This window comes from Microcoleus sp. FACHB-SPT15, assembly GCF_014849525.1.
In the GTDB taxonomy this organism is placed as follows: Bacteria; Cyanobacteriota; Cyanobacteriia; order Cyanobacteriales; family Coleofasciculaceae; genus Symplocastrum; species Symplocastrum torsivum.
Genome location: NZ_JACJNU010000070.1, coordinates 13,517 through 36,260 on the forward strand (window position 1 = coordinate 13,517; position 22,744 = coordinate 36,260).

General features: G+C 45.2%; 18 protein-coding genes. 7 read left to right on the forward strand and 11 right to left on the reverse strand.

Annotated features, from left to right (window positions below; genetic code table 11):
- Positions 1-37: 37 nt before the first annotated feature.
- Entirely contained in the window at positions 38-1,585 is a 1,548-nt protein-coding gene (locus H6F98_RS30365; RefSeq protein WP_192222468.1) for a helicase C-terminal domain-containing protein, read from the reverse strand.
- Positions 1,586-1,684: 99 nt separating this feature from the next.
- Here H6F98_RS30365 and H6F98_RS30370 point away from each other — a divergent pair, with 99 nt between their 5' ends.
- The gene (locus H6F98_RS30370; protein ID WP_192222469.1) at positions 1,685-1,894 is read left to right on the forward strand and encodes a hypothetical protein; all 210 of its coding nucleotides are present in this window, start codon (positions 1,685-1,687) and stop codon (positions 1,892-1,894) included.
- Here the strand turns inward: H6F98_RS30370 and H6F98_RS30375 are convergent.
- Entirely contained in the window at positions 1,891-3,459 is a 1,569-nt protein-coding gene (locus H6F98_RS30375; RefSeq protein ID WP_192222470.1) for a pentapeptide repeat-containing protein, read from the reverse strand. The genes H6F98_RS30370 and H6F98_RS30375 overlap by 4 nt on opposite strands.
- A 92-nt stretch (positions 3,460-3,551) precedes the next feature.
- On the opposite strand from H6F98_RS30375, the gene H6F98_RS30380 reads away from it, so the two are divergent.
- The 3 genes from H6F98_RS30380 to H6F98_RS30390 all read left to right on the forward strand — a co-directional run bounded on the left by H6F98_RS30380 (position 3,552) and on the right by H6F98_RS30390 (position 6,996).
- A complete protein-coding gene (locus H6F98_RS30380; protein WP_192222471.1) occupies positions 3,552-4,388 on the forward strand; it encodes a prephenate/arogenate dehydrogenase in 837 nt (278 codons plus the stop codon).
- A 257-nt stretch (positions 4,389-4,645) separates the two neighbouring features.
- Positions 4,646-5,881, forward strand: coding sequence for an HhoA/HhoB/HtrA family serine endopeptidase (locus H6F98_RS30385; RefSeq protein WP_192222472.1), 1,236 nt, complete (start codon positions 4,646-4,648; stop codon positions 5,879-5,881).
- Positions 5,882-6,129: 248 nt separating this feature from the next.
- On the forward strand, positions 6,130-6,996 hold the full coding sequence (locus tag H6F98_RS30390) for a GGDEF domain-containing protein (protein ID WP_192222473.1): 867 nt from the start codon (positions 6,130-6,132) through the stop codon (positions 6,994-6,996).
- A 266-nt stretch (positions 6,997-7,262) separates the two neighbouring features.
- On the opposite strand, the gene H6F98_RS30395 is transcribed toward H6F98_RS30390, so the two are convergent.
- A complete protein-coding gene (locus H6F98_RS30395; RefSeq protein WP_192222474.1) occupies positions 7,263-7,727 on the reverse strand; it encodes a phage holin family protein in 465 nt (154 codons plus the stop codon).
- A 321-nt stretch (positions 7,728-8,048) separates the two neighbouring features.
- Here H6F98_RS30395 and H6F98_RS30400 point away from each other — a divergent pair, with 321 nt between their 5' ends.
- Positions 8,049-8,234 (forward strand): YqaE/Pmp3 family membrane protein, encoded by a 186-nt coding sequence (locus tag H6F98_RS30400; protein WP_192222475.1) that lies wholly within the window; start codon positions 8,049-8,051, stop codon positions 8,232-8,234.
- A 359-nt stretch (positions 8,235-8,593) separates the two neighbouring features.
- Here the strand turns inward: H6F98_RS30400 and H6F98_RS30405 are convergent, their stop codons facing one another.
- Positions 8,594-9,364, reverse strand: coding sequence for a histidine kinase (locus H6F98_RS30405; RefSeq protein ID WP_192222476.1), 771 nt, complete (start codon positions 9,362-9,364; stop codon positions 8,594-8,596).
- A gap of 255 nt (positions 9,365-9,619) precedes the next feature.
- Between H6F98_RS30405 and H6F98_RS30410 the strand changes: the two genes are divergently transcribed.
- Together H6F98_RS30410 and H6F98_RS30415 are read left to right on the forward strand one after the other, a co-directional pair.
- Positions 9,620-9,832, forward strand: a complete 213-nt coding sequence (locus tag H6F98_RS30410; protein ID WP_192222477.1) for a hypothetical protein — start codon at positions 9,620-9,622, stop codon at positions 9,830-9,832.
- Between the two features lie 424 nt (positions 9,833-10,256).
- The gene (locus H6F98_RS30415) at positions 10,257-10,736 is read left to right on the forward strand and encodes a hypothetical protein (RefSeq protein ID WP_192222478.1); all 480 of its coding nucleotides are present in this window, start codon (positions 10,257-10,259) and stop codon (positions 10,734-10,736) included.
- A 311-nt stretch (positions 10,737-11,047) separates the two neighbouring features.
- Here the strand turns inward: H6F98_RS30415 and H6F98_RS30420 are convergent, their stop codons facing one another.
- The 7 genes from H6F98_RS30420 to H6F98_RS30450 form a co-directional block, all read right to left on the reverse strand.
- Positions 11,048-11,821 carry a ZIP family metal transporter gene (locus H6F98_RS30420; RefSeq protein ID WP_192222479.1) on the reverse strand — a complete coding sequence of 258 codons (774 nt, stop codon included), beginning with the start codon at positions 11,819-11,821 and terminating at the stop codon, positions 11,048-11,050.
- Between the two features lie 6 nt (positions 11,822-11,827).
- Entirely contained in the window at positions 11,828-12,733 is a 906-nt protein-coding gene (locus H6F98_RS30425) for an alpha/beta fold hydrolase (protein WP_192222480.1), read from the reverse strand.
- Positions 12,734-13,350: 617 nt separating this feature from the next.
- Positions 13,351-14,376, reverse strand: coding sequence for an ABC transporter permease (locus H6F98_RS30430; RefSeq protein WP_192222481.1), 1,026 nt, complete (start codon positions 14,374-14,376; stop codon positions 13,351-13,353).
- 120 nt (positions 14,377-14,496) lie between these two features.
- Positions 14,497-16,206: an ABC transporter substrate-binding protein gene (locus H6F98_RS30435; protein WP_242058775.1), complete on the reverse strand. Its 1,710-nt coding sequence runs from the start codon at positions 16,204-16,206 to the stop codon at positions 14,497-14,499.
- Positions 16,207-16,429: 223 nt separating this feature from the next.
- On the reverse strand, positions 16,430-17,446 hold the full coding sequence (locus tag H6F98_RS30440) for a TOBE-like domain-containing protein (RefSeq protein ID WP_192222483.1): 1,017 nt from the start codon (positions 17,444-17,446) through the stop codon (positions 16,430-16,432).
- Positions 17,447-17,735: 289 nt separating this feature from the next.
- Positions 17,736-19,250, reverse strand: a complete 1,515-nt coding sequence (locus H6F98_RS30445; protein ID WP_192222484.1) for an ATP-binding protein — start codon at positions 19,248-19,250, stop codon at positions 17,736-17,738.
- Between the two features lie 18 nt (positions 19,251-19,268).
- Positions 19,269-22,703 carry a PAS domain-containing protein gene (locus H6F98_RS30450; RefSeq protein WP_192222485.1) on the reverse strand — a complete coding sequence of 1,145 codons (3,435 nt, stop codon included), beginning with the start codon at positions 22,701-22,703 and terminating at the stop codon, positions 19,269-19,271.
- Between the last annotated feature and the right edge of the window lie 41 nt (positions 22,704-22,744).

Consider the following 22,744-nt stretch of genomic DNA (forward strand, 5'->3'; position numbering starts at 1 on the left):
CTTAGAGAAAAACTTAATCTCTGTACTCTTGTTATCCTCAAAGCCATTTGTTTCGGGCAGTTGGAGTATCAGGTCTGAACCAACTGGATTCGAGATAGTTAATTCGAGCAAAAGGACTGAGGGCTGAGAGAACTTGACGACCGTAGCTACGATGGTTTACACGGTTATCTAGTAGGGCGACAACACCTTGAGATTCTCGCACGGGCGCGATCGCACGTTGTAATTCTCTTAATGCCGCAGGTAATAAATACAGGCGGAACCAATCTAGACGCTGTTGCTTGTAGTAAGCGACTTGACCAGCCACAAGCGGATTTTCCAGCGACGGGATGGGTAACGTAGCAATCATTAGCAATTGAGGTGCGGGGATAATTGTTTGATGAGAACGCCAAAACTCCCAGCCAGTCACCAGAACACCTCGCTCATCCAAATCAGTCTTCTCTACCTGCACTCGCGAACCAAATTCGGCGGCTAAAATTGCACCCAACTGCGCTTTTAAGGGAACATCCCCCACTAAGAGAACCGCTAACCCTTTAGCGTTGCTACTTAGTGTTAGAAGGGTACGAACTTGTTGAATCAGAGCCTCTTGAAATCGAGGTGTATTCGGCATCGGTAGACCATCGGGTAAATAGAGTTGAATCAGTTCACTGTGTCGGTCTGGGGAGAACTTCAAGCAAGTCAAATCTCCCAAGCCCAACTGCTGGCGGTAAACTGATGCCGAAGCCTCCAAATCCAGCGCCTCACCAATTAACACAACAGGTTGCTTAGACCAAACTTGGCTTAAAGCGGTCGCAACTTCTACCGGCTGACAATACAACGAAAACTGACCTTGCGATCGCGCGATCTCTGCCCACATCAACTGACCTGATCGTTGCCAGCAATGCCAAAAATGCTTCCAGGGTGTTGGTAGATAATGATATCGATCTTCATCCGTCACCGGATGTAGTACTTCAAACAAGTACCGCAAGCTATCTTGCTCTTGAGCCTCAATCAGACAGCACTCATAAGGGTTAGGAGGGTGCTGAAATATTGCCTTGGTAAGCTGCACACGAATGTCCCGAATCAAGTCTGCCTTTTGGGGACATCCCAGCATTAGTTCGTCCCAGTCTCCTGGCTGAATCGAGGCTTGGAGTTGGTCACGCGCCCAGGTTTCTAGATCATCAGCACCATCAATCAGGGTAGGAATGTCAACAGGAAACCAGTTATGACCTTCCAATCGGTCTGCCAACCAAGAGGCGGGTGAGGTAATCAGCAGCCCCTGGAAACGTTCATCCGGAAAACTATCACCTGTCTGTATCGCTTTATCAGTGCCGATCCACTGTTGTAGACGGGGGATTTCCACCCGCAGCAACCATTGCTGTATTGCTAGGGGAGCAACTAAAATCACTGGCCCGGGCCACATCAATGCCGGGGCAAGGTAACTCAGACAATATGACGAGTGAGTGCTTCCGGTCTGGATTAAGGCAGGACGCCCCAACCGCAAGGCGCGTGCTACCAACCGCGCCATCGTCAGATGATGGGGCCAGCTAGGTTGACCTTGCTCTCGCAGAAAGGCACGTAGGGAGGAATGGACTTCTACCTCAATCACACATCCGCAGCGTCGCAACGCCTTCAGAAATTAACACTAGCGTGCCATGCAATCCTTACCTGTTGCTCTTACTGCGATAAGAGCAAGGGAAGGGCGGCAATGACGCCCTTTCTAATTATGCCAGGGGAAATTGGATGGTCTTGTACTGAACCCTGGAAGGAGTATCTTGAACAAGAAGAATACAGAAGTTCAGGAGTTCAGGAGTTCAGAATTCTTCTCCTGAACTTCTTTCAATATGCGATCGCGTCCCTACAGAGCTTGCCAGATGTAGATCCCACTCATCTCATGAGCCTTCTGAACTCCTCTTAATGCAACTGTCCCACATAATCAAACGATTGAATGAATTCCAGGACTGAACCGACTGGAGGAAGCGTTGATTCTGATGTTTCTAGAGAAGTGCTTCTAAAACGAGCCGACAAGTTGGATTGATTCATCAAGTGCTTACCAAACGCTGGGTGATAATAGATATTCAATCTCTGGTTGCTAGAGTTGCTAACAACCGTATGAGTGGGAGCTTGGAAAAAGCTAGTGGACGCTTTCAGGTTGGAGGTAATCTGCAAAGGATTAATGGCTTCAATCTGCTCAATCGCTTGACTTAAGGCTGTCGCTAATTGCTTAATTCGCTCTCGCTCTTGGATGCCAAGATTTTCCAAGGCTTGTGAGGAGAGAATGTTAACTAGCGCAATGATGTTTTGATGAGTTGCGGCGGCATCGTTGAAGGGAAGAATTGCACAATAAGCAACGGTAAATAATTCAGCATTAGTATCAATCCGAAAGGTAATCCCTGTTTTCCTAGCACCAATCTCAATGCTAGGAGCCGTATGAAGCGTTGGGTAGAGCTGAGCAATTTGATGATAAATCGAAGCTAAAACTAAATTAGCGTCCAAATCTAAAGGAGCATCAACAGTAATCTGTACTATCGGCAGAGTTTCATTGAAAAACTTTTTGGAGCCGTTGCTAGAGAGGTGAAAAATCTCACTCTTGTCGCCCTCTGGACTCAGGTCAACCCACTCACAGGTCATTCCTTCTGTTTTCAGACCAAAGCGGGAAACTGCATAAAGTTTAGCGCCAGTCAGCGTAGCACCTGTCAAGTCAGCTCCGACCCAATCGGCTCTAATTAGCCTAGCCTGGGTCAGGTCAGCATGAACCAGACTAGCGTTGAGCAAATTAGCGTTGCTTAAGTCAGCCCCAATTAAGTTGGCTCCACTTAACTTCGCATCGCTTAGATTTGCCCAGCGCAGATCAGTACCACTTAGGTCGCTCCAGCGAAGGTTCGCCCCTGTCAAGTCAGCACCACTGAGGTTTGCTCTACTTAAATTGGCTTGCCTGATTTCAGTATTCTTAAGATTACTCCCACTGAGGTCAGCTCGGCTCAAATCAGCTCCATTGAGATTAGCTCCTTCCAAAATTGCCCCAGTCAGGTAAGCTCCCCGCAGGTTAGCTTCACTCAAGTTGGCACGGTTAAGCTTGGCTTGTCTAAGCGCCGCCTCACGCAAATCAGCACTGCTAAGGTTGGCTTCGCTCAAGTTTACGCCACTTAGTTCAGCACGAATTAGTTCGGCACGAATTAATGCCGCCTTAGCTAGATCAGCTCCTCGCAAGTCAGCTCGAATTAAATTGGCAACATTGAAATTTGCCCCAATTAACTTGGCGTTAGAAAGATTTGCGCCACTGAGTCTAGCAACATTGAGTTTAGCTCCGCTTAGGTTCGTGCCACTCAAGTTAGCACCGCTTAGGTTAGCTACACTCAAGTTGGCTTCCGTTAAATCAGCACCACTGAGGTTAACACCACTCAAGTTCAGTTCAGCGAGGTTAGCCGCATAAAAGTTTCTCGCTCCTGCTGCATAGTTTTTGAGAATTTCCCTGACATTCATTAAACCTAGTCGTCGCTTATTGCCTCCAGTTTCAGCGTTGCATAAAACTTAATTTAATGGTTGCATAGGCTGTGGATTGATGACGCTAGACGATGAATATTGGCATTGTAGGACTGGGGCTGATTGGCGGTTCACTGGCTTTGGACTTGAAAGGGTTAGGTCATCAAGTCTTAGGAGTTTCTCGCCATTCAAAAACGTGTCAGATCGCAATTGAGCGAGGTATCGTCAATGATGCTAGTGACAACCTAACTCTCCTAGCAGCAGCAGAGGTCGTTTTTATTTGTACGCCAATCGCCGCGATCGCACCAACTGTCCAGCAGTTGATTCCTCACCTCTCTCCAGAGGTGATTGTTACTGATGTCGGTTCTGTTAAGACGATGGTGGTTGAGGCGGTTACTCCCTTGTGGCACAACTTTGTCGGTGGACATCCCATGGCAGGGACAGCTAATAGTGGAATTGAGGCAGCTATCTTAGGGTTATTTACAGGAAATCCTTATGTTTTGACACCGATTGAGACAACGCCACCCGCGTCTGTGAGCATTGTAGAGGAGCTTGTGCGATCGCTCAATTCCAAAGTCTATTTCTGCCGCCCCGAAGACCACGACCGGGCTGTAGCTTGGATTTCTCACCTACCTGTAATGGTCAGTGCAGGTTTGCTTGATGCGTGTAAGAGTGAGACTGACCCAACAGTTTTAGAGTTAGCGCAACAGTTAGCTAGTTCTGGCTTTCGGGATACTAGTCGCGTTGGTGGAGGGAATCCAGAACTAGGTGTGATGATGGCGCGTTATAATCAAGCTTGCCTTTTGCGATCGCTCACTTCCTATCGCCACAGCCTCGACCAAATTATTGAACTCGTTGAGCAGGAAAATTGGCAAGCGTTAGAAAATATCTTGGAGCAAACTCAGTTACAGCGTCCCCAATTTCTCTAACTGGACGGTTATCACCCTACGACTTTCATACAAGTGCAACACACTTGACACAAAAGCGTCACAGCGGCTGTCTACATTGGTAAATGTCAGCTGTATGCCATCAAGTTTGTGTCTTTTATCTTTTAACAAGATTCAGCTGACACCTCGAAAAGCCTGAACCTGATGCCAACTCATAAATTACCAATTTATCGAGTTTTTAAGGCGACATCGGTTAAGGCTCGTGTTATCTAGCTCAATCGCTCTCCTCAGTGAATCTTATGGTACTAGACACTCAAAACTCTAAACCTCATCGTAATAATCCTTTCAAAAAGGCAGCGACCTATCTATCGTTGGTATTACTAGGTGCTGGTGTCACTTTTTCCGGTAGCTACCTCGCCTCGCGTAACCAGTTGCCTACTGCTACATTGCCCAGTCAACCTGCGGCTAATGCCTTAACAGGGCTGATCCCAAGGGCTGAAGCGGTAGCACCTCAAGACAGCAACTTTGTCACCAACGTTGTCGAAAAAGTTGGGCCGGCTGTAGTGCGGATTAATGCGTCTAGAACGGTTAACACTCGCCTTCCAGATGGCATGGATAACCCGATGTTCCGCCAATTCTTTGGCAATAACTCTCTGAATCAACCTCAAGAACGAGTGGAACGAGGTACTGGTAGCGGTTTTATTGTCAGCGCTAACGGTCAGATTCTTACCAATGCCCATGTGGTTGATGGTGCCGATACTGTTAATGTGATTCTTAAGGATGGTCGCACCTTCCAGGGTAAAGTGATGGGAACTGACCCTCTAACGGATGTTGCAGTAATCAAAATTGAAGCTAACAATCTACCTACAGTTCCCGTGGGTAATTCTGAACAACTTAAGCCCGGAGAATGGGCGATCGCGATCGGGAATCCCTTGGGTCTGGACAATACGGTAACGACTGGTATCATCAGTGCTACAGGTCGTTCTAGCGCTCAAGTTGGTGTCTCGGATAAGCGAGTCGATTTCATCCAAACTGATGCTGCGATTAACCCTGGTAACTCTGGAGGCCCCCTACTCAATGCCTCTGGTCAAGTGATTGGGATGAATACGGCAATCATTCAGGGTGCCCAAGGCTTAGGTTTTGCAATTCCCATCAATACCGCTCAACGGATTGCCCAACAGTTGGTGAGTCAGGGTAAGGTGGAGCATCCTTACTTAGGTGTTGAGATGGTAACCTTGACACCAGAGTTAAAAGAGAATATCAACAGCAATCCCAACACGGGTTTAAGTGTGGACGAAGACGAAGGCATACTGATTGCCAGGGTAATGCCCAATTCACCTGCTGCTAAGGCTGGATTACGGGCTGGGGATGTTATCAAGAATGTTGATGGTCAGCCAGTGAAACAAGCCGATGATGTCCAAGGTGCTGTAGAGAAATCTCAAGTGGGCAAAGATTTACAACTGGGGCTGCGTCGTAGTCAACAGGACATTAATTTGACGGTCATACCTGGTGCCTTCCCCACGCAGCGGCAGTAATCTTGTTGGAGAGCGAGCGATCGCTTGCCCGAAGGTGAGGTAAAGAATTTATCGAGAAATAGAGGGATGGGAATTTCACCTATCCCTTTTTTCTGCTTAAATACTAGTTTATATTAGTTAAAAATTCGTACTACTCAGTTAATTTTCCGCATTTAAGCCATCGCTGTACACCTAGCGTCATCATCCCGTATCTTACAAAATGGGTTATGGGTAACATCTTTTACTGTTTAAACGCATCTACTTATTTCATGGATATTTTCAGGATGGTTGGCAAAAAAGTTAAAGTCTATTTTGAAAATAATCATAAAATTGTTCCAGCCACTTGGGGAGCTATTCTTTTTAGTTTAATTGGGGGGATTGATTCTCTCGTTATCCCAGAAATTTCCTTGTCATTTTTTTATCTATTGCCGATTTCGTTTGTTACTTGGTTTGTCAAGAAAGAAGCAGGGATTATTACAGCTTTTGCAAGTGTAGTCGCTATATTTAGCCTAAACAATAACCACCAGCCGAATGGCTCTGCTCTGCTTAGCTCTTACTGGGAAAATACTGTTATATTAATGTTTTTCTTAACAGTATGCTATCTAGTATTTGAGTTGCGTGCTGCTAAGGAGAGAGAAAAAGAAATAGCCCGTATCGATCATATAACTGGATTAGCAAACAAGCGGTTATTTTTTGAACTAGCAAGATTAGAGGTTAAAAAATCTATCCGGTATAGACACCCAATAACAGTAATTGATATAGATATTGATGATTTCACAAGCATTTATGACAAGTTGGGGCAGAGTATTGGCAACAAACTTTTGCAGATAGTAGCTGAAACTCTGAAAGATAGTATTCGAGAGACAGACATTATGGGTAGAATTGGCAGTGATGAGTTTGTCATCCTCCTACCAGGAAGTGGACATGAGCCAGCGCAAGTTGTTGCCAATCGGGTTCAGAAGCAGCTTCGGGAGGCTATGGAAACGCATAAATGGTCTGTAACATTTAGTATTGGTGCTGTTACGTTCATCAATCCGCCTAATTCAGTTGATGCGATGATACAGCGTGCTGACCATTTAATGTATTTAGTTAAAAATAATGGGAAGAATCAACTCAAGCATATAGTTTCGCTCTAGCAGACAGATTTCGCTAATAACCGATAACAGTTTAGGATTATTAGTCAGGAAACAAATAAGCGATCGCTACTAATCCAGATAACGTTAGCAGAGTTACCCAAAACAGAGAGAGGTGTCAAAGAACGCATTGAAAAGGAGCAGGTTGAATAACTTGCTCCCTACATTTGTTAAGCTCAATTTATCGTTCTAGTAAGGGGTATAAAGTCACTAGATATTTTCCATTAACCCCGCAAGGTACTTTAGCTTAAAACTTCTAACCAATAGAGTTAAGCTTCCGTCTTGACTTCAGCTTTTTGTCTAGCTGAATCTAGCTTCAGTTCAGCATTGTTTTTCGCTGCTTCAATCTTGTCAGGAGTAGATTGAACACCACCAATCTTGAGGTCAGGATTCTTTTGTGCAAAGTAATTGCTCAAGAATGTGTTAACGAAAGACAGAATCACGGGTCCCAAGATAAGGGCTAGCAATCCGCCGACTCTAAATCCAGGCACAAAAAGCGAAGCTAGCCAGAAGCATAAACCATTGACAACTAACGAAAAGGCTCCCAAGCTCAAGAAGTTGAGCGGCATAGATAGTGTGGAAAGAACTGGCTTGACTGATGAGTTGACCAATCCAATGGAAATACCAGCAATTAAAGCCGCAGGGAATGTAGCAATATCAACTCCAGGAACAACTAAGTCAACCACAAGTAGACTTAGCGCCGTCGCTAACAAAGTCAACAATGTTCCAATCATATATTTTTCCTCAATTTTACAAACAACAAGATTTATTTTTGCTTCAACTATCCTCATCTTGTGCAATAAATCAGCTACTAGCCTCTCTAAGAAGATAGATTTTTAGCGTTATAAAATTTATAGTTTTGTAAACTACCTGGATGAAGGACAACCGTATCGTTTAGGTTACATAGGTTGCAGACGAGAATCCCTAAAAATGTAGTTTTGGAGGGAATAATTTGAGTTAGCCACTAATAATCCTTAGGACGGAGGTTGATTGCTAAGTTATCTCTAACAATGAAGCTAAATCTAGTTTTAGAAAAAAGTCAGAGAATCAACAATATGAACTTATTACGAATTGTCCTCGCTATTCTTCTACCCCCATTAGGTATTTTCATGACAGTCGGGGTTGGGCCAACACTACTGATTAATATTTTACTTACACTCTTAGGTTGGCTTCCCGGTAGTATTCATGCCCTTTGGGTAATCGTCAAGCATGAAGAGAAAGTTGCTAGAGGAGATTTCTAAGGACTGTCAATAAAAACTTGTGGCTTGTATCACCCAAAATCTGATTTCAGTAGCAGTCGCTCAAACAGTTCTAGAGATAGGATTTGTTTGAGCGACTTTGGTTATTCAGTAATTTCAGTAACTGGAGTTTGGGATAGCATGAAGCAGAATCAGAGCTATGTTTATGCAGCGCTGAGAATATTGTTGCTTAGCGATGGTAATGCCTATCTTTTAAAAAATATCATTGACTTAATCACTCTGTAGAGAAACCCTGCTTAGGGGCTTGGAAAGCCCCCCACACAAAGGTTGAGCGACGCGATAATTTTTCTTACTTAAGCCAGAAGATCAGTAGCATTCATGTTGTCAAACACATCACTCAATTAATCTAAACTACCGCTAGTCACTGATTGCCATAATTCTTTCAAAAGCTGCTTGACTCTTTGTTCCTTCTTAGCTAGTGCTGAACCTGCTTCGCCTAGCTTGTCTTCAAATTCCGTTCGCTTTTGCTTGACTTGTTCAGCAGCCACTTCAGCTTGAGGTTGGCTTTTTTCATACCAAGTTTTAGCATCGTCTAGATGCTTCTTAATATCCTCGTAACGTTCTCCGTACCGTGCCGCTAAGTTAGCTTGTAAAACAGCAAGTTGAGCTTGGAGTTGGGCATAGCGCTTACGCATTATATTTGCTTCTTCACTATCTTTGAGAGAATTAATAGCTGACTCAATTGCTAACTTAGTACTTGAAGGTGTATCCTTGGTCGTTTCTTCAATGTCAATTAAGGCACTGTCAATTTGGCTTTGAAGTTCTTGCTCATCAGCATCTATCTGAGCTTGTAGTTGTTGAACTTCTGCCTGATTTTTGGCAATGGCTTGGCGTTTGGATGCACTAATACCTTCAATTGCTCCATGAAGAGAAGCCGTAACCTCGTCTTTGAGTTCTCCGCCTCTCTCTTTAAAGTTTTCAATGACTGTAGTAACAGCTTCTTTAATGATTAAACGAACTTCAGTTGAGCCTTCTTTGACTTCTGAAGTAGCTTGAGATACAGCAGATTGAACAATTTCTCTAACTCGTTCACTCCGCAATTTACCTTCTTCTTTGGCTTTTTGAAGGTCAGTTGTAATTTGCTCTTTGATAGTATTAATAGAATTAGGCATCTTAAGTCCTTGTTTACATTTGTAACTTCAGATTTGATTTTGATTTTGGCTTCCCAAGAATCTCAAGAAATAATCTAACAGTAACAGTAGGCAGAGGTTGCTTACTTATAGCTTCCCCTATATGAAGAATCGCATAACTATTTATTAGACTGTTTCTTCCGAAAGGCAGAAAAATGTCTAGAAGACTAAATCTTTTACAAAATTTAATTATTTAATTTAGGGTTAAGAAGATATCCAAAAGGGTTGAACTGTTTTGTGAAGTCGATGATTGGTGTGATTGGCGGATTTCAACTGCTTAGTACAGGTCACCCTAAGAGGGGTTTGGAATTCACAGTGGCAACAACTACAGGTAATCGCTTATCTAGGGGACGAATTCCGAACCCCATCAATGACGAGTGGTACTTAGTTATTTTCGCAATGCTGTACTCGGTAACTCTGGAAGGCAAGGCGATTGATACTCCCAAGTAAAGAAAAGGAACGTACCGACAGGGTACGCTGCTAGACGAAAAGCCTAGACGAAGTAGGCAGGCACGCCATTTCAACCTGCATAAGCTTCCTAGAGATGCAGATGAGGAGGTGGTCGAGTTCAAATACCATAAGTTCAGGCTAAACGTCTGTCCTCAGTTTCAGCAATTGTACTAGACCTAAATCCGTAAAATGGCTGAGTTTAAGAGCTTGTCATCTGTCTTAAGATATAGCTAATGGAAACCTTCATAGTAAATCTGAAAACAGCTTATGAAATTGACTACTAGACCTGCCAACAGCTAAGTGCTTCATTTATTGCGCTTGAACAACTATTAAATCTTTGATGTGTGACTTTCCCATTCTTGATGATAAATTCCCAGTTCAGGAGAGAAATAGCAAGCTGAAAAGGAGTAAGCAAAACAGCTTTATGTGTACCCCAATTACCAACACTGAGAAATTTCCATTCACTGAACCTGAATATAGCTTTGGGCAAAAAGTGAAGACAGATGATAACTATATAGGTTACATTGTTGGGCTTGATTTCTATCCAGAAACTGGCACTTGGAGCTATGGGGTTTATCTAAGCAACCCTAAGCAGGACGTGACTGAAGAGATTTGGTATGAAGCTGAGCAACTAAAGGCACTCGATTCAAAATTCAACCTGCTTTTTGCCCCATTAATATATACCCAGATTAGCAGTAGCAAGAAATTGCCATTCACTGAGCCTGAATATACTTTTGGACAACAAGTGAAGACAGAAGATAGCTATATTGGATACATTGTTGGCATTGACTTCTACCCAAGAACAAGCACTTGGAGCTATGGAGTTTATCTAAGCAACCCTAAGCAGGAACTCAATGAAGAGATTTGGTATGAAACGGCTCAGCTAACGGTACGTCATGGATAAAATAGGATTAATCAAGAGGTTATTGTCAACAGCACCCAACATCTTCAGTGTGGATTGTTGAGCATCCGTTAAGCCAACAACGCCTGTAATGTTCATCCCTTCATAGGGTCGAGAGCAAAAGCGCTTAGAGATAGAACACAGCTAACTGCTGATTTATAGTGGTTTGTGACTTGATAGAGTACGGGTTTTTCCTCACCGATACAATAATAGACTTCTTGCAAAAGTCGGTTTTTGCCACGTAATAGCAACACTTTCAGCCTCTATTTCGGTATTTATGCAAGAGGTCTAATACATTGAGTTGAGCGAGATTATTAACCTAAGCCAATATCTAAAAGCATCATCACGACGAAACCAACCATAACACCGATAGTTGCTTCTTGCTCCTGACCTTGACGATGTGATTCGGGAATAATTTCACCGCTGATTACAAACAGCATTGCGCCAGCCGCAAATGCCATGCCTAAGGGCAAAATGGGTTGTGCGATCGCAACTACAGCCGCACCAATTAACCCCCCTATCGGTTCCACTAAGCCAGTAAGAAGAGTAACCCCTAGCGCGTACATCGCTGAATATTTTTCAGCAACCAGAGACATGGCAACAACTAAACCCTCTGGGATATTTTGCAATCCAATGCCGATCGCAAGAGGGATACCATTGGCTGGATCGCCAGCGCCAAAATTGACCCCAACCGCTAAGCCTTCTGGAAAGTTGTGAATTGTAATTGCAAAGATAAACAGCCAAATACGCCTGAGATTTTGCGGATTAACCCCTTCTGACCCTTTGGAAAAATGTTCATGGGGGAGGTATTTATTGGTTAATATCAAAAACACTCCTCCCATGAGAACACCCACTGCCATGAGTAATGCCGCACCTATCTGACTTGTCCCTTGTGCGATCGCGGCTTCTGTACCCGGAACAATCAACGAAAAAGCTGTTGCTGCCAGCATTACCCCACCACCAAACCCCAACATGATTGCTTGCACTCTTTGAGTCAAGTTGAGAGGTAACAAAATTGGAAAGGCACCAACAACCGTCGCCAGTCCGGCGACTAAGCTGGCAAGGAATCCAGCAAGGATAGGGTTCATGAAGGATTAAATAGGTACGTTTCCGTGATGTTTATCCAGCCATTCGATAATAAGCCGATTTACAGCATCCGGCTTCTCATCATGGGGACAATGACCTGCATTGGTGATCGCGACAAACTCGACATCTGGCCCCGTCTCACGCTGCTGCTGATAAATCGCGGCACCTGCAATCGGTGTCCAAGGGTCATCTTCGCCCCAAACGACTAGTAGTGGATGCTGCACTTTGGGTAACAGTTCAACTGGGGAAGGACCAGGAGGTGCGGTCAAAACTGAGGCAAATACCCGTTGGGCACCAGGGTCACAGGAGGGGGTATAAAGTAAATCTACCAATTCCTCTGTAACAGCTTCGCGATCGCGATACACCTGAGCAAGAGTGCGGCGGATGCGAGATTTTTGGCGGATACGGTTAAACAGGAAGGGCCCAATCGTTGACGAACTTACCAGTTTAGTAAAAGCCCCCATCACCAAGCGCAATGGCAAATTCAGCTCATCGGGACGGTGATTTAGTCCGCCTGCACAGTTAATCAGGACTCCACCAGCCGCAATTTCAGGATGATCCGTTATCACGATCAGGCTGAGTAATGCTCCGATAGAGTTACCAACAAATACAGTAGCCTCCTGAATATGAGCTTCCCAGAAATCCTTCAACTGCTGTTGCCACAACTCTAAGGTGTAGTCTAGGGCTGGTTTGTCGGAACCGCCGAATCCTAGAAGGTCGATGGCAAACACCCGGTAGCCAGCTTCAGCAAGTACAGGGATATTCTTGCGCCAATGTCCAATTGATGCACCAAAACCATGAATGAGTACTAAGGGCTTGCCAGTACCCATAACCGTGTATTGAATTTTGTAGCCTTGCCAAGTCCAAAAGTGCTTTTCAAAAGAAGTTGCCGATGTTAGTTGTTGTGTAGTCACGGCGTTTTATGAAGATTCTTTAACTATTTTTATGATAGTCGTCTGTGTTGCCAAAACAATTACCTAGAGTATCAAAGAGCGAGTGACAGGGGAAAAGGGCGATCGCCCTTTGTTGAAAAAATCTCTCCCTTCTTTTTTCATCAGTTCACTGCGTCCTGCATAAAACCTACCGCTAGAACAGATATATAAGTAACTGAGTTGTTTAGACACTCTCCACTGGATGCTAGAACCAGTGGATTTTTTTTGTTGAGGCTGCATAAGTGGTAATGGCTCAGGAAGTATGTGTACCTAGAAGCCTTCAGGTAAAAACCCCCGCTTAGTCGTAGCGGGGTTTTATTTTGACTTTATGCACTAAACGCATTAATCTAATCTATGAATTGCATAGCTAGAGATAAAGTTAAGTCTTTTTGACATACGCTTCTCGATACTAGAAAGTTCATAGGTATTAACAGCGACTCTGCCAACTGGGTAGGGTCGTTTTTTTGTCTATATTTGTCTTTACTCAGAAGTTATGGCTGTTGCCATAAAGGTTAGGACAGATGTAACGACCCAAACGACCACATACCAGCAATAACCCTTTTGCCCTCTGCCGCCTGCCTTCTGCCTTTCTTAGTCAATTAATAGCGGATACGTGGGTCAATTAAAGCATTAATAATATCGATCGCGATACTCGCGACAACGACAATGGTTCCAAAAAACACCATAATTCCTTGCACAGTTGGGTAATCTCTCAGCTCAATTGCCTCATACAGCCGATTGGCAAGTCCCGGCCAAGAGAAGGTTACCTCTGTCAAAACAGCACCCCCCAGTAGAGAGGCAAAGGTCAAGCCCATAATTGTAATAACCGGAATCAAAGCATTCTTCAAGGCATGGCTAATGAGAATTTTGCCTTCTTGAATCCCTCTAGCACGAGCCGCTTCTACATAATCTGCTTGGAGTGTCTGCTTGAGATTTACCCGAACAATGCGCTCAAAAATCCCACTGAGAAGAATCCCCAACGTCAAACTCGGCAGAGTGAGATAGTAGAGCGTGGTGAAAAACTGAGCCAAATTACCGCTTAGGAGACTATCAACTAAATACAGTCCCGTTGGCCCAACCGGAGCGACTTCTGAGGGGGGAAAACGCCCACCAATCGGGAACCAACGTAACTGTACAGAAAAGATTAATTGCAGCACCATGCCCGCCCAAAAGACAGGAAGCGCATAGGTGATAATCCCAAACAAGCGTCCCCCAACGTCAAAAGCGGTACCAGGGCGAGAAGCAGAAAGAATACCAATGCCAACTCCAACAGTCAGCGCCACAATCATGCTGCACACCGCTACTTCTACGGTAGCTGGAAAGTACTGCTGGATTACTTCCCAAACATCTCGACCCTGATCAGTAATTGAACTGCCTAAATCCAACCGCAGCAAATCTCCTAAATAGCTAAGGTACTGCAACGGCAAAGGTTTGTTTAGCCCTAAGCGTTCGCGAAATGCTTCTTTGACACTATCGGGAGCGCGATTACCGATAACGGCATCAATTGGGTCGCCTGGGGTGGCACGTAGCAGCAGAAAGACAATCGTGACGATTGTCCACATCATGAGAGGGGCAAGAAGTAGCCGGGTTAGGACGTAATACTGTAGGGCGCGAGAACGAGACATTTTATTGGGAAGGTGAAGAGGTGGGGAGAGTAGGGGAGTGGGAGGTGGGGAGGTAGGAAGTTAATATACATAAACTTTGGGAGTTTTTCACTGATCACTCCATCTCCCCATCCCTAATTTTTAGGCTTGTTTATCTACCTCCCAGAAGGACAAACCAAGAACTGGGTTAAGTTCAACGTTTTTTATTGGCTTTTGGGCAAAGGCGTAGTCAACTTTCTGCAAAAAGGGAACATAAGGGACATCCTGTGCCAGTAAGGTTTGGATGTCAGCAAAGATTTTTTTGCGGGCTTCGGGGTTTTGTTCTTTGCGTTCAGCCTGAATCAACTGATTCATTTTTTCGTTGTAGTAGAAGAAGCCCTGGCTTTGACTTGCGCCTTCCTCACAACCTGTTGCTGCTGACCCTTTGTTGCAAGCAAATAGAGGGCTAATGTAGTTATCGGCATCGCCAAAGTCTGGGAACCAAGCCACTAAATAACTCGGATAAATTCCTTTAGCAACGTTAGCGAAAAGTGTGGTTGATTCGACGGGTTGCGGTTTGACTTGCATAATCCCATCGAGTCTTTGGGCAGCATACTCTTTGAGGAGGGTTACCATCTGCTCTCGCTCTGAGTTACTAGAGGAGTACCAAATCTCAAACACAAAGGGTTTTTCTTTAGAAAATCCGGCTTTCGTTAGGAGTTCTTTCGCCTTTTCTACATTGCCGTCGCCATACGGTTCTTTAAACGCGGGTACGTTGGTTTCAAAGCTGTTGGGAACGATGCTGTAGGAGGGTTCAGCGAGGTTTTTGTAGACACGCTCAATAATTAGGGGACGGTCAATCATTGCCGCGATCGCTTGTCTTACTTCTACCTGATCGAGTGGCTTTTGCTTGACATTTAGCACCAGGTAGTCAACACGAGTACTTGGCTTGTTTACAACCTGAAATCCTTTGGATTGGGCATCATTTTTGAGACTGACAACTTGTGAAGAGTCCAAGTCTCGATAGGCAATGTCTAATGCACCTGTTGCAAAGGAATTATATAAATTGGCGGAACTACTTAGAGATTGAAAGTCAATTCCTTGATTGGCTGGTTTTTCTCCCCAATATTTGTCAAAAACATCGAGCTTAACGAGGTTGGGATTAAACGAAACGAGTTTATACGGCCCTGTTCCTACAAACTCATTTGGCTTAAATTTCCCTTCCCCAATTTCGTAAGCTTTGGGCGAGACAGCAGACATTCCAGAGAAAGCTAGTAGCGATGGGAAAGGTGCAAAGGGGCTTTTAAGTTTAATCGTAAGTTCGTAATCCCCAGTCGCTTCCACTGATTCCATAACGTCGGAGAGCAGTGCTGAGGGTTTACCGCCGTTTTTGCTAAACCGTTCTAGGGAAAATGCCATTGCTTTGGCGTTGAACGGTTCCCCGTCGTGGAACGTGACACCTTGGCGTATGGGGATGGTGTAGGTTAGACCATCCGCGCTCACTTTGGGCATTGCGGTGGCAAGTTGTGGCTCGATCTTGTCGGTGTCTCCGACGTAGGTATAAAGGCGATCGCCTAAATTGGTGATGATGTCGCTAATTGCTACTTCATAACCATCGGCAGGGTCAAGTGTCCGTGGCTTCTCGATTGAGCCGACGGTAATGCGATCGCTACTAGCGCCAGTGGCCGGACTAGAGGAACCGACCGGGGTTGATGTTTTTGGTGCCCCACAACTGACAATTAGCGCACAGCAAGCAATGGATAAGCCTAAGAATTGCCCAATAGACTGCCACTGTCTTAAACCCAACTTTGGGGAAACCGAGCTTAACCCAGAATTAGGTCGCTTTCTACGAAACAGACGAAACCAGTTCATAACAACTTGCATTCAGATTTTTTGAAATTGGCGATCAGCTACAAACAACTATCCCTGGATATACATTAAAGCTGAAACCTTATCTTTGCGTACTGTTCGTCATGAACTCAATTCAATCAGCAAGGTGGATTCAATAATTTACAAAATTCAAAACCCTTAGGGGCAGTACCCTGCCATGCCCCTTTCCTAGGAATTAGAGATCAATAAATCCATGCTCTTAATTCTAAATTGAGTAGTGTAGGGGGAAAGCCTTAGCATCCTTGGGCTTAACATACACCCACTGCTGTGGCTCTAGCTTCAACTCTTTAAACCGTTCTCGCGACAAATGTGCTGTAACGACCTGACCATCTTCTAGGGTTAACTCAGCTTGAATTTCCCAACCTAGATGAATCACCCGCGTTACTCTCGCTTTAGCGCTAGCACCATTGGATGTTGTTTCTACAATGACATCGTGAGGACGTAAGAAAATTTCTGGATTAGCAGAATCAAAGCCGCCATCCTGGAAAATCCGGGATGTGCTAGGCAAGACATTTACCGGACCGATGAAACTCATCACAAACGCCGAGGTAGGGTTATCATAAATCTCTGCGGGTGTCCCTACCTGTTCTACCTGTCCTTTGTTCATTACGACGATTTCATCCGCCACTTCCATCGCTTCTTCTTGGTCGTGGGTAACGAAAACTGTTGTGACATGGACTTCATCATGAAGGCGACGTAACCAAGCGCGTAAATCTTTACGCACTTTGGCATCTAAGGCTCCAAAGGGTTCATCCAAGAGCAAAACTTGCGGTTGCACTGCTAACGCCCGTGCCAAGGCAACGCGCTGTCGCTGACCACCGGATAATTGAGAAGGATAGCGATCGCCCATTCCCTCTAAATGTACTAGCTTCAACAATTCCTCTACCCGCGCCTTGACTTTTGCCTTGGGCATTTTACGAATTTCCATGCCAAAGGCAATGTTCTTGCGTACCGTTAGGTGCTTGAACAAAGCGTAGTGCTGAAAGACAAACCCAATTTCGCGGTCTTGCACATTTTGGTGAGTGGCGTTTTTGCCAGTAATCCAAATATTGCCGCTATCGGGCATCTCCAAGCCGGAAATCAGCCGCAGTAATGTGGATTTCCCCGACCCGGATGGCCCCAAAAGGGCAACTAAGGAGCCACTTTTGATCTCTAAATTTACTTGGTCAACAGCTTGAAAACTACCGAACCGTTTGGATACATTTTCAACAACAATAGCCACGGTGATGAACCTCTTGATGAAGCTTTCTATTATCTTTGGTGGTGTGGCGCGATCGCCAAGAGCCTATCTATAGCAATAGCCACTGAGGTTAGGACATCATCGGAAGCCGAGTTCCTTAACCGGAGCCTATTTCACTGGAAGCTGACCGCCCAAAGCTGACTGCTGATTGCTATAAAAAGTGCTTTCGGCTTGTTGATCGCTATGACAATGAATTACCGATTCCCTGATAGGATTACTGTAGTCTTATAGCACAAATCAACGCGATAACTATTGAGTTTAGCCTTATCGCCTAACTGCCTATTGCATAACTAGTGAGCGGCAGCATCACTGTAAACGTTGTACCGATACCCAAAGCGCTTTCTACAGCAAGCTGACCGCCATGCAAGTCTACAGACTTTTTAACAATCGATAGTCCTAACCCCGTACCTTGGATTGAGCCGACATTGCTAGCTCGATAGAAAGACTCAAACAATCGAGAGAGGTCTTCTGGCGGAATTCCCATACCTTGATCTTGAATACGGAATGTCGCTACCTCATCTTGACAGGCGAGTTCAAAATTCACTGTCTCACCTTTAGGAGAGTATTTAACCGCATTAGAGAGCAGATTGGTCAGAATTGGTCGCAGGAGGTTCTCATCCAGGCAGGCATTTGAGCATTCTCCTTGACAGGTAAAGGTAAGACTGTGATGACTGTTGAAATTGCTCCGGAGTTCTTCAACTAAGTTACGACAGAACTCTACTAAATCTATAGCAACGGGCTTAAACTCCATTTTGCCAGCCTCTGCCTTACCGATGAGCAGCACATCATCTAGCAACTGAATTGTCTGATTAATAGCAGCTCGAATTCGCTGAAAATGTTTGCTTTTTTTCTCATCCATGACATCCCGGCAATAACGCTCCAAAAGTTCTGCGGAGGAGCGGATAGTAGTTAGTGGTGTGCGGAATTCGTGGGAAACAACTGAAACTAAGTCTGATTTAAGTTGATTGAGTTCGCGTTCCTGTTCCAATGCGTTAAGAATTTCTGTTTCAGCTCGTTTCTTGTCGCTAATATCTCTGCCTTCCCCAATCAGCATCACCACTTTCCCGGTTTCGTCTTTTAATGGCTTAAGGGAAAAATCAACCCACACCATTACGTTAAGAGCGTCCCGCACCTGGATTTCATCGCGAACCAAATGACCATCACGGGCGTTGGCAATAGCTGTTTGCAACCACTCTTGACTAGCTTGGGAGTAATTCCAACACTTCATCTCCCATAGCGGCAGACCCAGACAATCTTCTTGATTAGCGTGACTGAAGTCAAGGGCAGCCTGGTTAAATTCCAGAAGATTTCCTTCGGGTGTCAACAGCACCATCAATTGAAAGGTTTGGTCAAAAACCACTCGAAACCGTTGTTCACTCGCCTGTAGCTGCTTGAGAATATGCCCACGCTCGATCGCATAACGGATAGCACGGACAAGCGATTGAGTAGTGATTTGCTCCTTAAAGAGATAATCCTGCGCCCCTTGTGCTACGGCTTGTAAGGCAAGTTCCTCGTCATTAACTACCGTCAGCACCACAACGGGGATATCGGGTACGGCTGTATGGAACTCGACTAGCGTGTCTAATCGATCAGAATCTGGGAGAATCAGGTCTAAGAGAACCACATCAACTGTGAGATTGCGGCAAGCCTGGATAGCATTACTTAGCCGCTCAACATGTACCAAGTCCCAACCTTCCTTACCTAAGCGAGAGAAAACTTGGCGCAGCAAAGTAGCATCACTAGGGCTATCCTCCACCAATAGGATGCGAATCGGTGTGTTGGACATAGTAGGAGGGTTTTTAGCTTAGAGTTCACCTTGGGGAGGAGCTAGGGGTATTTTAAAGTAAAAAGTGGTTCCTAGTCCGGGCTGTGATTCTGCCCAGATACTGCCACTATGACTTTCTACGATCTTTTTACAAATCGCCAGCCCAATACCAGTACCAGAAAACTCGGTACGGCTATGGAGACGTTTAAAAACCTCAAAAATCCGCGTAAGATACTTAGATTCGATGCCAATTCCGTTATCACGCACGAAAAAGAGCCATTCCTGATTTCTCAATTGTGCTTGAATGTGTACTTCGGGTGGCTCATCACGGTGGAACTTAACCGCGTTGCTAATCAAATTTTGGAATAGCTGTATGAGTTGAGTTTTGTTTGCCTTAATCGTTGGTAGAGACTCATGAGTAACGGTGGCGTTACTGTCAGCGATCGCTATTTCCAAGTTTGCGATCGCTTGACGCACCACAGCATTGCAGTCAATGGCAGCAAATCCTTGATGATCAGTACCCAAACGACAATAGGTGAGCAAGTCTTGAATCAACTCCTGCATTCGCGCTGCACCATCTACGATATAAGTCATGTATTCCTGAGCTGACTCATCTAGCTGGTTTTGGTAGTCTTGCCTCAGAAGTTGAGTGAAACCCGTTATCGCTCGCAATGGCTCTTGCAAGTCGTGAGAAGCTACATAAGCAAACTGCTCTAATTCCTGATTAGAACGTTTTAAATCTGTCGTTAGTTGCTCTAGTTTCTGCTCGGTTCGCTTGCGCTCAGTGATGTCGGTGGAAATGCCACAAACTGCATAAGGGACACCATTGGCATCAAGTAGAGGAAACTTATTAACAAGGTAGGTGTGTATCCCATCATCAAGAGGGGCAACTTCTTCGGTTTCGATAGAGAGGCATTGGTCGAGTACTTGTTTGTTAATGGTGGCAAAAGCCTCAGCAAATTCAGCTCCCCAAACGTCATAGATGCTCTTACCAATTAGTTGCTCATGAGTCGTGGATAACAGGTTTTCGTAGCTGCGGTTGCTCAGTAGGTGCCTGTTTTGCCTATCGATTACGAAAATGAGGGTTGGTGAGTTATCCAGGATTGCCTGTAGCTGTTGTTGGCTCTCCCATAAGTCGGCTTCTGCTTGCTCGCGCACTTTAATTTCAGCTTGTAGGCGGGCGTTAGTTTGCTCTAACTCCGTTGTCCGTTGTTGAACTCGCTGTTCTAGTTCTTGATTAAGCTGTTGAAGGGCAAATTCTGCTCGTTTGCGATCGGTAATATCCTGGGTAATCCCAAGAATTTGAGAAATTTCCCCTTGTTCATCGAATAGCGGTACATAATTGACAACTATCGTAAACGAACCAACCGTAGGTAACGTGATATCACATTCACCTGTTTGAATGGTTCGAGTTTCCACAGCACGCTGAAGAATCGGCAGATACTTGGAAGTAACCTCACTAGACCAGATTTCCTCGTCAGTAAGACCGATAAGTTCTTCCAAAGGCTTTTCGGTGCGTCTTAATCCCTCAAGATTGACAAACTGAAATTGCCGCTTGGCGTTGTAGATGATAAATGGGTGGGGAAAGTTATCAACGGCTAGCCGGAATCGCGCCTCGCTTTGGCGCAGTGCTGCCTCTGTTTCCTTACGTGGGGTGATATTAAAGGATGCCGCCAAGTATTGAATAGGCTTCCCTTTGGCATTGAGGAACGGAAAAATAGTAGTATCTAGCCAGTAATCTGTCCCATCCTTAGCCCGATTCTTGACTTCTCCTTTCCAGATTTTCTTCCTAGCAAGGGTTAGCCACGGTTTTTGAGCGAATTCTTGGAAATGATTATCGGCAGTGAGCAAGCGGTAGTCTTGCCCAATGAGTTCTTCACGGGAATATTGGGAGAGTTGACAAAAATTGTCGTTGATATGGGTGATTATTCCATTGGGGTCAGTAATCGCCACAAGTGCCGACTGGTCTAAAGCGAGGTCAAGCCGTTGGGCTTGTTCTTTGGTTTGGAGGTAAAGGTGAGATTGGGTAATTGCGATCGCGAGTTGGTCAGCAACAGCTTGCAACAGTTCCTTTTCCCCATCAAGATTGAACCACTTGGTGTCTCTGACCAAAATTAAATAGGCTATCAGCTCATTTTCAGTGCGAACGGGGAGAGCTAAGTAGCTTTGGGCATTGAGTTCTAGATGAATGGGTTGAGGACTTGGTTTGACTTCTTGGAGTTGTATCGACTCACCTCGCTGAGTTCGCACCTCAAAGTCTGGTGGCACAGAGAACCGTCCGACTTGCGGCAATAGATTTTCCTGACAGTAAACCCGCTGAATCTCTAAGGAAAGCTCTGTGGGTTCATACCAACCAAAAACCACTCGTTCTAGTTGCAGCAGGGTTCCCACTTCCTCGACTGTTGCTTGCAGAATTTGCTCCAACTCTAAGGAAGCACGAATCCGCTCGATCAAGCGGTTGAGCAGGGCTTCTTGAGCCGCACGGGCGCGAGAACGCTCAGATATTAGCACAAGCCGTAATCCTGCCAGAGTTGCGATCGCTAGTAGTCCCCCCACCACTGTTGCCAACAAATTGAGGGCACTCAGTTGGGATTCAATATTGTGTTTGGGAATCACCAACGCGATCGACCAATCCGCTTCGTGCAGGGGCAAATAGCCAACATAAACCCAATCGCCAGCTAGCTGCACCAGCTCAATTCCCCGCTGCTTGCCGACCATTCTTGTGGCAAGGTGCCGTAAATTCGGGTCGCTCGCTTGCAAAAAACTGGGAGCTGGTTTTTCCCATGTTCCCATTACTCTGGCATTCGGATGGACAATTGGCATTCCTTCTGAGGTGAGGGCAAAGGCGTAACTACCAGAGCCATATTTCAGACGGTTTACAACCTCAACAATCCGATCTATTTTAATTGCCGCCCCAATTATCCCAATTGATCGTCTATGAGCAGGAGGAATTGACCACACGGGAGCGCCCATTGGCACCGTCGCCCCACCGTGGGTGCGGCTAATAACGGGATCGCCCACATACACTTGTCCAGACATTGCCCTCTTAAAGTATTCGCGGTCTTTTACATTCTTAGCTCGACCCTTTCCGGTGGTGTTTTGAGAACCATCGGGGTTAATCATCGCAAAAAAGTAGAAGTCCTTCAGCCGTGACACTTCGGATGTGAAATAAGGCTTGGCTACCGACCAATCCATCGTCCGAACAGTGGGAGTGTTCGCAAGCATTGCAATCTCAGCCTTTCGGGCAGCTAACCAATTGTCAATTTCGTCAACTCCGACCTGAACTCGCAACAAGGTATTTTGCTTTAAGTTGCCCAAAAGCAACTCGCGCACGACTTGATAGCTCAAGATAGCGGTTGAACTTACTGCCAAAGTTGTGCTGCCGATGATTAGCAGCACCAGCAAATTTCTGAACTGCCACCCTTGATGAGAGCGGCTTTTCCACAATTGGTTTAAACACTGCCACTTCAACATTGTCAAGCTGCCTCTGACTTGACCTAAGCATCCTTACAGAT

What these genes read in the sequence shown, in the direction of transcription:
- H6F98_RS30420 (WP_192222479.1), bottom strand. Translation starts at nt 11,821, where the DNA reads ATGAACCCTATCCTTGCTGGATTCCTTGCCAGCTTAGTCGCCGGACTG.
- H6F98_RS30450 (WP_192222485.1), bottom strand. Translation starts at nt 22,703, where the DNA reads ATGTTGAAGTGGCAGTGTTTAAACCAATTGTGGAAAAGCCGCTCTCAT.
- H6F98_RS30430 (WP_192222481.1), bottom strand. Translation starts at nt 14,376, where the DNA reads ATGTCTCGTTCTCGCGCCCTACAGTATTACGTCCTAACCCGGCTACTT.
- H6F98_RS30390 (WP_192222473.1), top strand. Translation starts at nt 6,130, where the DNA reads ATGGATATTTTCAGGATGGTTGGCAAAAAAGTTAAAGTCTATTTTGAA.
- H6F98_RS30445 (WP_192222484.1), bottom strand. Translation starts at nt 19,250, where the DNA reads ATGTCCAACACACCGATTCGCATCCTATTGGTGGAGGATAGCCCTAGT.
- H6F98_RS30435 (WP_242058775.1), bottom strand. Translation starts at nt 16,206, where the DNA reads ATGAACTGGTTTCGTCTGTTTCGTAGAAAGCGACCTAATTCTGGGTTA.
- H6F98_RS30375 (WP_192222470.1), bottom strand. Translation starts at nt 3,459, where the DNA reads ATGAATGTCAGGGAAATTCTCAAAAACTATGCAGCAGGAGCGAGAAAC.
- H6F98_RS30400 (WP_192222475.1), top strand. Translation starts at nt 8,049, where the DNA reads ATGAACTTATTACGAATTGTCCTCGCTATTCTTCTACCCCCATTAGGT.
- H6F98_RS30385 (WP_192222472.1), top strand. Translation starts at nt 4,646, where the DNA reads ATGGTACTAGACACTCAAAACTCTAAACCTCATCGTAATAATCCTTTC.
- H6F98_RS30405 (WP_192222476.1), bottom strand. Translation starts at nt 9,364, where the DNA reads ATGCCTAATTCTATTAATACTATCAAAGAGCAAATTACAACTGACCTT.
- H6F98_RS30395 (WP_192222474.1), bottom strand. Translation starts at nt 7,727, where the DNA reads ATGATTGGAACATTGTTGACTTTGTTAGCGACGGCGCTAAGTCTACTT.
- H6F98_RS30415 (WP_192222478.1), top strand. Translation starts at nt 10,257, where the DNA reads ATGTGTACCCCAATTACCAACACTGAGAAATTTCCATTCACTGAACCT.
- H6F98_RS30370 (WP_192222469.1), top strand. Translation starts at nt 1,685, where the DNA reads ATGACGCCCTTTCTAATTATGCCAGGGGAAATTGGATGGTCTTGTACT.
- H6F98_RS30380 (WP_192222471.1), top strand. Translation starts at nt 3,552, where the DNA reads ATGAATATTGGCATTGTAGGACTGGGGCTGATTGGCGGTTCACTGGCT.